This window comes from Fusibacter tunisiensis, assembly GCF_016908355.1.
Classification (GTDB): domain Bacteria; phylum Bacillota; class Clostridia; order Peptostreptococcales; family Acidaminobacteraceae; genus Fusibacter_D; species Fusibacter_D tunisiensis.
Map to the genome: position 1 here is coordinate 51453 of NZ_JAFBDT010000012.1, position 13121 is coordinate 64573.

11 protein-coding genes are annotated in these 13121 nt (G+C 37.9%); 5 read left to right on the plus strand and 6 right to left on the minus strand.

Features of this window, described 5'->3' with window-relative positions:
• Positions 1-11: 11 nt before the first annotated feature.
• Complete coding sequence (locus tag JOC49_RS08280) at positions 12-689, minus strand: DUF542 domain-containing protein (protein ID WP_204664243.1); 678 nt, start codon at positions 687-689, stop codon at positions 12-14.
• 137 nt (positions 690-826) lie between these two features.
• Between JOC49_RS08280 and JOC49_RS08285 the strand changes: the two genes are divergently transcribed.
• The 3 genes from JOC49_RS08285 to JOC49_RS08295 all read left to right on the plus strand — a co-directional run bounded on the left by JOC49_RS08285 (position 827) and on the right by JOC49_RS08295 (position 4792).
• A complete protein-coding gene (locus JOC49_RS08285; protein ID WP_204664245.1) occupies positions 827-1543 on the plus strand; it encodes a Crp/Fnr family transcriptional regulator in 717 nt (238 codons plus the stop codon).
• A gap of 105 nt (positions 1544-1648) precedes the next feature.
• The gene (locus JOC49_RS08290) at positions 1649-2113 is read left to right on the plus strand and encodes a nucleoside deaminase (RefSeq protein ID WP_204664247.1); all 465 of its coding nucleotides are present in this window, start codon (positions 1649-1651) and stop codon (positions 2111-2113) included.
• A gap of 36 nt (positions 2114-2149) precedes the next feature.
• The gene (locus JOC49_RS08295; protein WP_204664248.1) at positions 2150-4792 is read left to right on the plus strand and encodes a cation-translocating P-type ATPase; all 2643 of its coding nucleotides are present in this window, start codon (positions 2150-2152) and stop codon (positions 4790-4792) included.
• Between the two features lie 58 nt (positions 4793-4850).
• On the opposite strand, the gene JOC49_RS08300 is transcribed toward JOC49_RS08295, so the two are convergent.
• Entirely contained in the window at positions 4851-5051 is a 201-nt protein-coding gene (locus tag JOC49_RS08300; RefSeq protein WP_279381204.1) for a cold shock domain-containing protein, read from the minus strand.
• Positions 5052-5294: 243 nt separating this feature from the next.
• Between JOC49_RS08300 and JOC49_RS08305 the strand changes: the two genes are divergently transcribed.
• Positions 5295-6197: an MBL fold metallo-hydrolase gene (locus JOC49_RS08305; protein ID WP_204664252.1), complete on the plus strand. Its 903-nt coding sequence runs from the start codon at positions 5295-5297 to the stop codon at positions 6195-6197.
• On the opposite strand, the gene JOC49_RS08310 is transcribed toward JOC49_RS08305, so the two are convergent.
• The 4 genes from JOC49_RS08310 to JOC49_RS08325 all read right to left on the minus strand — a co-directional run bounded on the left by JOC49_RS08310 (position 6175) and on the right by JOC49_RS08325 (position 11456).
• Positions 6175-7029 (minus strand): mechanosensitive ion channel family protein, encoded by an 855-nt coding sequence (locus tag JOC49_RS08310; RefSeq protein WP_204664254.1) that lies wholly within the window; start codon positions 7027-7029, stop codon positions 6175-6177. The two genes, JOC49_RS08305 and JOC49_RS08310, sit on opposite strands and share 23 nt — an antisense overlap.
• Before the next feature lie 13 nt (positions 7030-7042).
• Positions 7043-8719 (minus strand): glycoside hydrolase family 13 protein, encoded by a 1677-nt coding sequence (locus JOC49_RS08315; RefSeq protein ID WP_204664256.1) that lies wholly within the window; start codon positions 8717-8719, stop codon positions 7043-7045.
• Positions 8720-8787: 68 nt separating this feature from the next.
• Positions 8788-10104: a TldD/PmbA family protein gene (locus tag JOC49_RS08320; protein ID WP_204664257.1), complete on the minus strand. Its 1317-nt coding sequence runs from the start codon at positions 10102-10104 to the stop codon at positions 8788-8790.
• A complete protein-coding gene (locus tag JOC49_RS08325; protein ID WP_204664259.1) occupies positions 10104-11456 on the minus strand; it encodes a TldD/PmbA family protein in 1353 nt (450 codons plus the stop codon). The genes JOC49_RS08320 and JOC49_RS08325 overlap by 1 nt, the downstream gene beginning before the upstream one ends.
• A gap of 134 nt (positions 11457-11590) precedes the next feature.
• Between JOC49_RS08325 and JOC49_RS08330 the strand changes: the two genes are divergently transcribed.
• Positions 11591-12775 (plus strand): cation:proton antiporter, encoded by a 1185-nt coding sequence (locus JOC49_RS08330; protein ID WP_204664261.1) that lies wholly within the window; start codon positions 11591-11593, stop codon positions 12773-12775.
• Positions 12776-13121 lie beyond the last annotated feature (346 nt).

Here is a 13121-nt window from a genome sequence, read left to right on the forward strand (position 1 = left end):
CAATCTCCTTTCTAAACAAATCTTTTAAACAAAACGTTGTTTTCTGTATGAACATGCATGTACATATCCGCCACCAAGATCTTAAGTTTTTCATATACCAGTTGATAAGTTCCACATCCATCTTCCGGCACTTTGAAGTGACCTGTTAAATCGGTCAACTCATGCAACGCCTCACCTGCGCCATCGTGCTCATCTTCAAGTTCTTCAATAAGCGCTCTGCAGTCTGAGCCCCCTTCACTTAACTTTGGAAATAATAAAACCTCTTCCTTTACTAGATGCCCTTCCAACTCAGTTTTCAAACCACCAAAAATTTGGTGAATCTTATAGAGCTCTGGGTGTGCTTCTCCATGGACCATCAGAATTTTAAACATGAGTTCTGAAATAATGGGTAGTTCCATTTTCAAGTAGCCATGGTGTTCTCTTACAATCCTGTCTATCAACTGATGTGTTGTGAAATCTGAGAGTTTCAGTTGCTTTGAATCCACAGAAAATTGAGTTGCTGCAGCCATTGCTTTGTCAGCATCAACAATTAAATTTTCAACATAATCTGTATCTCTTTCAATCGCTTCTTTAACACTTCGATTACCACCACAACAAAAATCCACACCATAGTCCATATAAACTTTTACAAGTTCTGGATATAGGGTCACACTTTCACCAATTGACATTTTCAAATTTAATGTATTCATTTTTTTCCTCCTTATGATGAGACACTCTGTTTAAGTAGAGTTTAACACCTTTTAATTCTCAATACTGTGATTTATATCACAGTATTGAGAACACTAAAAAAATGGTATACTTAATACAACACTAAGGAGGTGATCCGTTGAAACATACCTTTCATTTGCCAACAGGATGTGCATCATGTGGTCATAAATTATGTGCAAAAAAAGTATCCCTTTTTTCAAATTTAAGTGATGACCAGTTACATACCCTCATTAATTTAGTAGAGCGGAAGTCATATAAAAAGGGTGATACAATTGTACATTTAGGGCTACCCTTTGATCGTTTGTATATTGTAAACCAAGGTAGTCTTAAAGTTTCTACCTTTAACGAGGAAGGAAAGGCTCAAATTCTTTACATTTTAAATGAGGGAGACACTTTTGGAGAATTATCACTCCTTAAAAGTATGGATTCTCCTTATGAAATCAATGCCTTAAGGGCGTGTCACCTTTGCACAATTCCCAAAAATGCGTTTGATGCCTATTTAAAAGAAAATCCTGAAATTATTTTTGCAATTTTAGAGTCTGCACATGAAAAGATTACATCTTTAGAAAAACTTGTTGGTGCAATTGCAACAAATGATGCAGACACTAGACTTAGATTTTTAATTCACAGATTGATGCTGCAAAATGGACAAGTCACTCCAAATGGCGTTCTCATTAAATTCCTTCTCACAAGGGAAGATATGGCTAATTTCGTTGGGGTAACACGGGAAACAATTAGCCGAAAACTATCAACGCTCTCACAAGAAGGTATATTGGAACTTAAAGATAACAAACAGCTTCTCATTCTGAATGAAGACTATTTTATGCGCTCATAGAACGGTATCGTCTGATTGAATTTTATATATTTAGTAGATTTTACCAATGAATATTCCCCGACTATTTCGGTATAATCAATTATAGAAGACTCAAGGAGGATTAAAATGGACGATAATATGAAAAGAGCCATCGAAGAGGCGTTTACTGGAATCGAAAATAAAGACGGTGGTCCTTTTGGTGCCGTTATTGTACAAAATGGTAAAATCATTGCTACAGGTCACAACTGTGTAATCTCATCTCATGACCCAACAGCTCACGCAGAAATTGTAGCGATTCGTGCAGCAACTCGAAAACTTGAACGGTTTGACTTGTCAGATTGTACTTTATATACAACCTGTGAGCCCTGTCCAATGTGTTATAGCGCTGCGCATTGGGCAAAAATTAAAACGGTTGTATATGGCGCTACTCGAAACGATGCTGCAAATATAGGTTTTGATGACAATTACCTATATGAAGTTCTTTCTGGAGTGCATGAAAATACCCAAATGACACTTGAACAAAAAGACAGAGACGCTTGTCTAGATCCCTTTCGAAAATATGAAAAGGATGTCAACAGAACGCCTTACTAGACTCAACAAACAGTTTATATGAAATGAGGTATTTAAATGTGGTATAAAAAAAACATAGAAACAAGTATTCAAGACTTAAATGTAACACCAGAAAAAGGACTATCAGATGAATCCGTCCTCAAAAATCGTGAAACCTATGGACAAAATAAGCTAGAAGGCAAACCCAAGAAAAGTCTCTTGGCATCATTCGTGAGTCAATTAAAGGATGTCCTAATATATGTCCTTTTAGGGGCTGCTGCAATAACAATGATTATTGGCCACTATACAGACGCCATTATAATATTGGCAGTTGTGTTGCTAAACGCAGCCATTGGTGTCTTTCAAGAATTTAAAGCAGAAAAAGCCATCGAGGCTTTACAAAAAATGAGCGCACCAAAAGCTCTGGTTAGGCGGAACGGAGAAGTAAAAGAAATTGATTCCATTGAATTGGTACCAGGAGATATAATTCTGTTGGATGCAGGCAGATATATCCCCGCAGATTTAAGACTAATTGAAAGCAGCAACCTGCAAATTGAAGAATCGGCACTTACTGGTGAATCAGTCCCTTCTGAAAAGGATGCTTCCATTACACTTGATTCAGAAAAGACACCTATAGGTGATCAAGTGAATATGGCATTCATGTCAACACTTGTAACATATGGTCGAGGCGAAGGCGTTGTCGTTGCAACAGGTATGGAAACTGAAATGGGTAAAATTGCAAAAATACTAGATGAAGACCTTGATGAACTTACCCCCCTTCAAAAGAGACTTGAAGAATTGGGAAAAACACTTGGTATTATCGCTATTTCTGTATGCGTTTTAATCTTTGCAATTGCTTTTTTCCAAAAGAGAGACCTTTTTGAAATGTTTTTAACTGCCATAAGCCTTGCAGTTGCAGCAATCCCAGAAGGTTTAGCAGCAATAGTAGCGATTGTCCTTGCACTTGGTGTCACTCGAATGTCAAAAATAAATGCTATTGTTAAAAAGTTACCCGCTGTAGAAACCCTTGGGTCTGTAAATATAGTATGTTCAGATAAAACAGGAACATTGACTCAAAATAAAATGACTGTCGTTAAAATGTACAATGGAACACTTTGGGAAAACAGCAATGAGAACCCAGACCCTAGCTTTGATGATTTGATGCGTACCATGGTCCTTTGCTCTGATGCAACTTATGACAATGGAGAAGCAACTGGTGACCCTACTGAAGTTGCCCTTGTGGTTATCGCTGCCGAGAATCAAATGAATCGATCAGATTTGGTGAGCAAGCACCCTAGAGTCGATGAAAAACCCTTTGATTCGGATCGAAAACTCATGTCCACTCTAAATAAAGAAGATCAATCCTATCGTGTCCATGTCAAAGGCGCTTTGGATCAACTCTTAAAAGTAGCGACACATAAAATTCAAGATGGTCACCGTGTTGAAATGACTGAAAAAGATAAAGACGCTTATATGGCAGTTGCAGAAAGCATGTCTGAAAACGCACTCCGTGTTCTAGGTGCTGCTTATAAAGATGTATCTACTCAAATCAAGCCGGATGATATGGAATCCGATTTAACCTTACTTGGATTTGTGGGCATGATCGACCCACCACGTGAAGAGGTAAAAGCAGCTGTTGATGATGCAAAATCTGCTGGTATTACCCCAATTATGATAACTGGTGACCATAAAACCACTGCTTTTGCAATTGCCAAAGCTCTTGGAATTGCGGATTCACTTAATCAATGTCTCACAGGTCATGATTTGGACCACATGACAGAAAAAGAACTTATTGATCAAATCCATGATTATCGAATATTTGCAAGAGTTTCACCTGAACATAAAGTTCGAATTGTAAAAGCTTTTAAAGCACATGGACATATTGTTTCGATGACTGGAGATGGTGTCAATGATGCACCTTCACTAAAAACTGCAGACATTGGCGTTGCCATGGGTATTACAGGAACAGACGTCTCAAAAGGTGCTGCAGATATGATTCTCACAGATGATAACTTTACAACCATAATTCATGCAATTGAAGAAGGACGAAACATCTACAACAATATTAAAAAGTCCGTGATTTTTTTACTCTCCTGTAATCTTGGGGAAGTGATTGCCATTGTAACCTCAATTTTATTCTTTTGGCCAATTCCACTCCTTCCAACACAAATTTTATGGATTAATCTGATCACAGATTCCCTCCCCGCCATTGCACTTGGCATCGACAAGGGAGACCACGATGTGATGCGCAAAAAACCAAGAGATCCAAAAGAAAGTTTTTTTGCAGAAGGCGCTTGGTTAAAAGCCCTAATGGGTGGTGCTCTAATTGGAGGATTGACACTTTTTGCATTCTATTACAGCATACACAGTGCCGGATATGCCATGACAGACAAAAATCTTCCAGAGGCATTATTGACACACTCAAGAACAATGGCCTTTGTTGTCCTAGCAGTATCACAACTTTTTTATTCGCTTTCAATGCGTCACTTTGAAAAATCCATTTTCCAAGTTGGACTATTTTCAAATCCGCTCTTGATTGGGTCCATTGCACTTGGTATATTGCTCCAAGTAGGCGTGATTTCTATCCCTTTCCTTGCAGATGCATTTAAAGTCAGTCCGCTTGCACTTCAAGATTGGGGACGTGTTCTATTAATAGCCCTTATTCCAATGGCACTCTCTGAAATCGTAAAAGGGTTTAGGCGCGCACTTAAAAACATATAACAAAAAAATAAAAACCCGGAAATTCAAATGAATTTCCGGGTTTAATTATTGGTTTAAATTATCTTACTACTGAAATATTTTCAGCTTGAGGACCTTTTGTTCCTTGAGTTACTTCAAAAGTAACATTTTGTCCTTCTTCTAAAGTTCTAAAACCATCAGAGTTGATTTGTGAAAAGTGTGCAAACACATCTCTTCCGTCTTCTCCTGTAATAAAACCAAATCCTTTATCAGCGTTAAACCATTTTACTGTACCATTCATCATAATAGTACCTCCTAATTTTTTTTACTCTTGAATCATTGGTCAAACGAACTTAAACTAGGACATACGATGAATCTGTACCCTTTGTAAAACTTGTTGTTTCCAATCACTTCTTTTGAGCATTAAGTAATGATACCATTAAAAATCAATTCTGTCAAATTTATTTTCAAAGTTGACCTTGCTTAATTGAAATGCTATGCTAAATTCAACCTTTAACCCACATATATACACAAGGAGAAGCCTATGGAACACTTGACTGGGAACACTTATTTTTCCCCTTCTAAAGGGCCATCAATTGGTGGCTATCTTGTAAAGGATCAACTTTTACTTATTGATACAGGACTTGATGACTCTAGTGTCCGAAAAGCCATTCGTGATTTTTCCGATATAGATGTTGCCTATATTTTCAACACCCACTCTCACGCTGACCACTGCGGTGGCAATGCCTACATACAAAAGCAATATACTGCCCATACTTTTGCGCCCGAACTTGAAGCCACATTTATTGAACAACCCGTTCTAGAACCAATTTATCTATATGGCAGTTGTCCACTCACTTTTATGAAAAACAAATATACTATGGCCAAACCCTCAAAAGTACATCAACACCTCCACACTAGCGGCCCATTTACAATTGAATTTGATGGCAAACCCCATCGCTTTCAGTTGCTTAAGCTCCCTGGACATTCACCAAATATGATGGGCATTGTAACACCAGATCAAATTGCCTTTTTAGGAGATGCTTTAATTTCAGATGAAGCCATTGAAAAACATCCTCTTATTTTCACATATGACGTGGCGGATCACCTTAAGACCCTTGAACAACTTGAAAAGTTAGATGCCAAAGGCTATATCATTGCGCATGGCGGTTACTACACACATATTGATCACTTAATTGCTTCTAACCGAAATGTTTTAATTCGCACACAAAATTACCTTATTGATCGCCTTCACCGAGGTTCCTATACAATTGAAGAACTGCATGCTCACATAACAGAAGTGTATCGATTAGAGGAAACACCCCTACAATACAGTTTAAATCACTCTGTTATCAAAGCACATTTAAGCACCCTTGAAAAGCAAGGTAAAGTATCAATAACTGTTACTGCAGGCAATCTGAAATTTACAGCTGAACCCGGCGCATAGTTGGATATGCAATATCAATATCAATTTCAGCACCAAAAGCATCTAAAACCGCTTCCCAAATTTTTTCCGTTGTAAACCGGCGCATTTTGGGTTCGCAAATATAGCGCATGGTAAGTTGGACCCCACTGTCTTTAACATCTGTATAGACAATTGGGGTCAAATTATTGTAGTAAATCATATACTTTCGCGAGGTTTCATGCAATCTTCTTTGAACATCTTCTTCAAGGTCTTCAGAATATTTTCCAATGATTTCTTGTAGAATGCCTTTTGCTTTACGCCAATTGCTTTCAAAGGTTACCATCACACGAATTTCATCCCAGATATACTCAAATCCTAACGAATAATTTGCAAGTGGATCCATAAAAATCTTATAATTGGGAATATGTACAATTCGTCCTGTACTTTGTTCTGCGTGTACCCAGTTCCCAACTTCCACTACTCTAAATTTGAAAATGTTCTGGTCGATTACATCCCCTTTGACGCCGGATATTTCAATCCGGTCCCCTATATCAAACGGCTGTCTAAAAAGAATATAGAGCCAACCAGCAATATTGAGCAAAATGTCCTTTAAAGCCAGTGCCAATCCAGCTGAAAAAAGCCCCAGATAGGTCACCAGAGCACCTCCAGCTTCAAACCAAATTAAAGCAAAGAGAACCATATACAACATAAACGCTATGAAATTAATCAATCGCTTGGCCTTAAAATACAAAAGCTGATTTGCTATTTTTTTATGAATAAACCGAAGCAAGATACTTTTGACAGCATAAATCACTAAGGCGAGTCCAGTACTCCAAAGAATATTAATAACATGGGCTTCTTGTATGTTTGGCATTTACATCTCTCCTCTAAACAATCTCAAAAACTGCTGACTCGTAAGGTCTTAACGTAAGTCTTACCAGATTTAATGACGTGTCTTCATAATTGCTTATAACAACTTGAATAGCCGTTTCATCTAAAGCGCGTTCTACGTCTTGATCTGAAAAATTAGAAACCACTAAAAGCGTTTGATTGAGTGTTATGCGTTTATAGGCGAAAACCACAGGATCGGACTCTAGAATCATTTCATGTCGTCCATATATAATGGCATCGGAATAGGGACTGTCCTTCCTAAGTTGAATTAATTTTTGATAATGGTAAAAAATTGAATTTTTATCAGAAAGAGCTGCATCAACATTTATTTCGAGATAGTTAGGATTTAATGATAACCATGGCTTTCCAGTTGTAAATCCTGCATTTTCAGAATCATCCCATTGCATAGGCGTTCGTGCATTATCTCTTGAAAACGGTGTAATAATTGCCATTGCATCTGAATCTGTAAGCCCTCGGTCATTCACCAGCACATCGTAACGGTGATGATCAAATAAATCATCATACGCATCAATTGATTTCTCAATTCTGTTGGTCATTCCAATTTCTTCGCCTTGATAAATATAAGGTGTTCCTTCCATAAAATGAAGGGTCGTTGCCAACATTTTGGCACTTAATATCCGGTATTCCGGTGTTGTATCATTCCCAAATCTTGATACGGTTCGTGCTTGATCATGATTTGACCAGTAAAGACTATTCCACCCTTGCCCATGAAGCTCTTCCTGCCATTTTTTCATAATATGCTTCAACTTGGGCAAATCAAGTGGCTTTTGAGGTGAAAACAAGTCGTCACGATCAACATCCATATGTTCAAACTGAAATACCATTCCAAGTTCATGTCGATCTGGATGAGAATAAAGTTTTCCTTCATAAGGCGTGACATTTGGCGTTTCACCCACCGTTAGCAAATCATACTTTGAAAGCACACGGCGGTTCATTTCTCTTAAAAAAGTATGGGCAGATGCGTGATTTGCAAATTGATCAATTCCCATAACACCGATTCCTGTTAGCGCGCCATCAGGATAATCTTGTGGTTTTCCAATCAGATTAATGACATCCATTCTAAAACCACCAATTCCTTTTTCAAGCCAATAGGTCATCATTTCAAATATAGCATCGCGCACATCTGGATTTTCCCAGTTTAAATCTGGTTGCTTAGGACTAAACAAATGTAAATAATAAGCCTTTGTTGTTTCATCATAAGTCCAAGCACTTCTTGAAAACCATGACCCCCAATTATTGGGCGCTTCCCCATTTGGACCAGGAGCCTTCCATATATACCAGTTGCGTTTTGAATTATCCACACTCTTTTTTGATTCAATAAACCATGCGTGTTCGTCACTTGTATGGTTCACAACCAGATCCATGACAATTCGAATGCCCCGTGCCTTTGCTTGTAAAATCAAGTCATCCATATCTTCCATGGCGCCAAAAACGTCTGCTATGGCATAATAATCTGAAATGTCATAGCCGTTGTCATCCATTGGAGATTCATAAACAGGACTGAGCCAAATTACATCAATGCCTAGTTTTTTTAAATAATCCAGTTTTTCAATAATCCCCCGCAAATCACCTATTCCATCTGCGTTTGAATCTTTAAAACTCCTAGGGTATATTTGGTATACCACAGAGTTGTGCCACCATCTTTTATTCATAAGTTCCACCTCTCTTTAATACTAATATACTGTTAATACCCTTTTAGGCGTTCTATAAATCCTTTTGTCTACTTCCCTACAATATGAGCTTCCTTAAACAAAACCATTGGCGCGTATCCCATATTATAGAATATGCTTTTCATAACTTTCAAATCCGTCCCAATAGCTTCTACATGTTGGAACAAGTCATAAATATTTCCTGCAATCATGGCCCCTTTTACCTTACCTTTAAAAACGCCATCTTCAATTAAAAAACCTGATGAAATATTAAGCGAAAATTCTCCTTGAATTATATTGCCTGTATGTGCACCCATAACACCTGTAATAAACAAACCGCGTTTTATGCCTCTAATTAAGTCTTCATCAGGGATAGACACCCCTTCCACTATAAGATTTGTGTCGTATATAGAAGGTGAATCTTCAATTTCTTTTGAAAACAAATTTCTTTTTTGTGAATTCCCAGTGGCTAGACCACCAAGTTTTTCAGCTTGTTTTGTGTTCAAAAGATAGCCTTTCAAGATACCCTTTTCAACCAAAACCGTATTTTGAGCAGGTGTTCCTTCATCATCGAAACGAAAGCTATTACACCCATATGGATAAGTTGCATCATCTCTTATGGTTAAGATTTTTGAAAATATTTTATCGCCAAGTCGATTGGTAAGTGGGGATAACCCTTTCACAACATTGCCACCGTTGACCCCAGCCAAAACTCTTAACATAAGTGCGCCCATGACTGAGCCATCAAAAACCACAGGCATTTTTTCATTCCCAAGTTCAATTGGCGTTTCACCAAGTTTGTGAAAGTGATAAACCCTTTCAAAATCGGATTTGTTCAACTCATAATAATTTCCTTTACTAAAGGATTGAGAAGCACTCCTAAAGCCCTGTGCATTTAATATGCCTATGGAAGATTCAAGATTGGTGTACCTATAAACTTCATTAAAGCCGTTACTGTTTAGAATTTCAACTTCTTTGGCAGTTTTTTCAAGACCTATAGCTGTATCCATTGTCTGATCCAGCTCACTAAATATAGCATTATACCGATGGACAAGGGCGACCATAGCATCCAATGACAACGCTTCCAAAGGTTCTGAATAACACATCACTTCAGTTATAGGTTCATTTAAGAAGGTTACAGCTTCAGAATTTTGATGTTTTAACGAGGTCAACGCCCGCTCAATAAGTGTCTCATCCTCAAGCGAAGTGGCAACAGCGGTCCCCATTTGATTGCCCTTAATGAGTCGCAAGGCAATTTCAGTTTTTAAACTGGAATCCACACTTTGTATTTCCGAAAATTTCATATCTACGGAAACATTGGACACAGTTCTTCTATAAATTTCCACAGCATCACAAACTTCTAGTGCTTTGTTTAATAGTGTTTTCATTATCTGCCTCCAATTCCCATATTTTTAATCTTAATCGGTGCCGCACCCTTGCCAGACTGAATTAAAATTTGTCCACCTTTGCCACAACCACCTGCTTTAGAAAATTCAACTTGCTTGCCTACCATTTCTATATTTTTAAGCGTCGTAAACAAATGTCCCGTTAGCGCAATATCGCGTACCATTTCTGTTAATTTACCATCCTTGATTTTATAGCCCCCTTGTACCGCAAAGGTAAACGTATCGCCAGTTGTTTGGCCACCAGCAGAACCAAATAAGTAAAGTCCATCTGTTATTGAAGCAATCATCTCATCCAATTCATATTTATCTGAATCAATGTAAATATTACCCATACGTACAATTGGTGAAAATCCAAAATTCTTAGCCCTTGCATGACCGGTTAACGTCTCTTTCATAAAATTTGCACTTTCAATAGAATGCAAACGACCACTCAGTTTACCATTTTTAATAAGATACGTTTTTTTCGCACGTGTGCCTTCATGATCATAGATATAAGATCCAGGATGACCTTTTAGAGTAGGATCATCAATAACATTGAACATAGGCGCTGCAAACTCCGAGCCCAAAGTCATGGTTTTTGCTAAAGCGAGATTTCCCACAAGATTATCCGATTCACTTAAGTGTCCAAACGCTTCATGGATAAACAAGCCACTCACATCACTATCAAGGATAACATCATAATTACCGCCCTTGATGGGCTTGGCATCTAAAAGTCCAATTGTCTGATGGGCTTTTTCATGAATTGCTTCTTCTTGATTCAACATGGGCCTAAATGTATCTGTTCCCCCAAAAGAAAGTCTCGTAATCTGACTTAAACCCTCTTTTTTTGCTGTTATTCTAAAAGTCATGCCACAAATCAATTCTTCTTGACGGACATTTGTGCCTTGATTGTTTAAAATAACTGTATCTGTAAACTGTTCATAATACTCAGACTCCAAATTCACAATGGCTTCATACCCCATAAATAAATCCATATAAGATTGGAGCAATGCTTTCTTTTCTTCAATCGAAAGCGCCCTCGGATCCATTTCAGAATTTATCCTGATGGTATCTTGATTGGTCTCAATACGCTCAAACTGTTTTTTACCCGGAATCAGGTCACTGGATTTTTTTGCTTGTTCAAAAGCTTTCGTCACATCAGATTCATCTGTAAAGCAAAATGTGCCATAGCCCCCACCGCTTAAAACCCTAACGTTTCCGCCTGATTTTTGAATAACACTAACGGAGTCCACTTCACTTTTGCTTCCCTTTATAGAAGTGAGTGTAAAATCTTGATACCTAAGATCACAGAACCCTTCCGCTAGCAAAGCATTTTTTAACTTGTTAACGTCCATAACGCCTCCTTAATTATTGTTTTTTATATTATTATATGTTATTATTTCGATATTGGGAATGACATCGTACAGCTGATGACTTCTGTGACTGTTCACAGAACCATCGGTTTTTTTTGATTTTCAGGAGGATTCATATGTTATTAAGTCTCGCATTAATTCTATTAATTGGTTTTTCTCTTAGTGGTATTTTCAATCATTTTAAACTACCTGGCCTAATTGGCATGATCCTAACAGGCATGGTTTTAGGTCCATATGGAATTGATTTGATAGCACCTGAAATTTTGACTCTATCTGGTGATTTAAGAGAAATTGCGTTAATTGTAATTCTTATGCGTGCCGGACTTACCATTGATTTAAAAGATTTAAAAGCGGTTGGACGACCTGCTGTTTTAATGAGTTTTATCCCCGCTGCTTTTGAACTCCTTGCAATTGGTTTGTTGGCACCCAAACTCATGGGCATTTCACGGCTTGATGCTTTGATTTTAGGCACAGTTGTCGCTGCTGTTTCGCCTGCTGTTATTGTCCCAAGAATGATTCATCTTATGGAATCTGGCCACGGGAAGAAAAAACGCATTCCACAGTTGATAATGGCCGGCGCATCCATAGACGATATTTTTGTAATTGTGTTGTTTACAGCCCTTTTAAACATCCATGCAGGTGGTGATTTTACACCATTTACTTTGATTAAAGTTCCCATTTCTATTTTCCTTGGCGCATTGGTCGGAAGCCTTTGCGGGATTATGCTGTCACGCTTTTTTAAACACAAACACATGCGTGATACTGTAAAGGTTCTAATACTGCTTAGCGTTTCATTTTTACTTGTTGTATTAGAAAACAGCCTCGGGACAGTATTTCCATTTTCCGGTCTTATTGCAGTTATGGCACTGGGGGCTGGCCTCTTAAAGACATATCCTGTTCTCGCCAAACGCCTAACCGGAAAATTCTCAAAGATATGGGTAGCAGCTGAATTGCTTTTATTTGTCCTTGTGGGCGCGGCTGTTCAACTTAGCTATATTCCTTCAATTGGATTTAGCGCACTTCTCCTAATCCTTTGTGCGCTTATATTCAGAAGCATCGGGGTTTGGATTAGTCTCATAAAAACACCGCTTCTAAAAAAAGAGCGTATCTTCTGTGTCATTTCATATCTTCCAAAAGCAACCGTTCAAGCTGCTATTGGCGCTATTCCGCTCGCACAGGGTGTTGCTTCAGGAGATACTATTTTAACAGTTGCCGTTCTCGCAATACTGGTTACAGCGCCTTTAGGGGCAACGCTAATGGACAGGCTGTACCCAAAACTTCTTGCGTCAGACTCAAATTAAATAATCCCTAGACTTTTCATAACAAATACGAATAGTGTCATTGAAAGATTTGCCAGCAATGTTGTGGTCATAATTATATTGCTGGCTAAATCTGAATCCCCTTTCATAACAACAGTCATTACATATGAAATCGTTGCTGTGGGAACACCAAAAACAATATATAAAACCTAGATTCTACGTCAGTACTTCAAAAAGCATAATCAAAGCCTTGATAAATATGCGTTCCTTCGAAATTCAGCTTTCACCCATTGGGTGAAAGAAAAGTGCTCAAAAATATGTTAAATTATCAGCTTTTATGACTCGATATATGGTAAAATAATAGTAAGAAAAGTAGTAAAAAGGGGTT

What these genes read in the sequence shown, in the direction of transcription:
- JOC49_RS08280 (WP_204664243.1), bottom strand. Translation starts at nt 689, where the DNA reads ATGAATACATTAAATTTGAAAATGTCAATTGGTGAAAGTGTGACCCTA.
- JOC49_RS08290 (WP_204664247.1), top strand. Translation starts at nt 1,649, where the DNA reads ATGGACGATAATATGAAAAGAGCCATCGAAGAGGCGTTTACTGGAATC.
- JOC49_RS08295 (WP_204664248.1), top strand. Translation starts at nt 2,150, where the DNA reads ATGTGGTATAAAAAAAACATAGAAACAAGTATTCAAGACTTAAATGTA.
- JOC49_RS08300 (WP_279381204.1), bottom strand. Translation starts at nt 5,051, where the DNA reads ATGAATGGTACAGTAAAATGGTTTAACGCTGATAAAGGATTTGGTTTT.
- JOC49_RS08305 (WP_204664252.1), top strand. Translation starts at nt 5,295, where the DNA reads ATGGAACACTTGACTGGGAACACTTATTTTTCCCCTTCTAAAGGGCCA.
- JOC49_RS08310 (WP_204664254.1), bottom strand. Translation starts at nt 7,029, where the DNA reads ATGCCAAACATACAAGAAGCCCATGTTATTAATATTCTTTGGAGTACT.
- JOC49_RS08315 (WP_204664256.1), bottom strand. Translation starts at nt 8,719, where the DNA reads ATGAATAAAAGATGGTGGCACAACTCTGTGGTATACCAAATATACCCT.
- JOC49_RS08320 (WP_204664257.1), bottom strand. Translation starts at nt 10,104, where the DNA reads ATGAAAACACTATTAAACAAAGCACTAGAAGTTTGTGATGCTGTGGAA.
- JOC49_RS08325 (WP_204664259.1), bottom strand. Translation starts at nt 11,456, where the DNA reads ATGGACGTTAACAAGTTAAAAAATGCTTTGCTAGCGGAAGGGTTCTGT.
- JOC49_RS08330 (WP_204664261.1), top strand. Translation starts at nt 11,591, where the DNA reads ATGTTATTAAGTCTCGCATTAATTCTATTAATTGGTTTTTCTCTTAGT.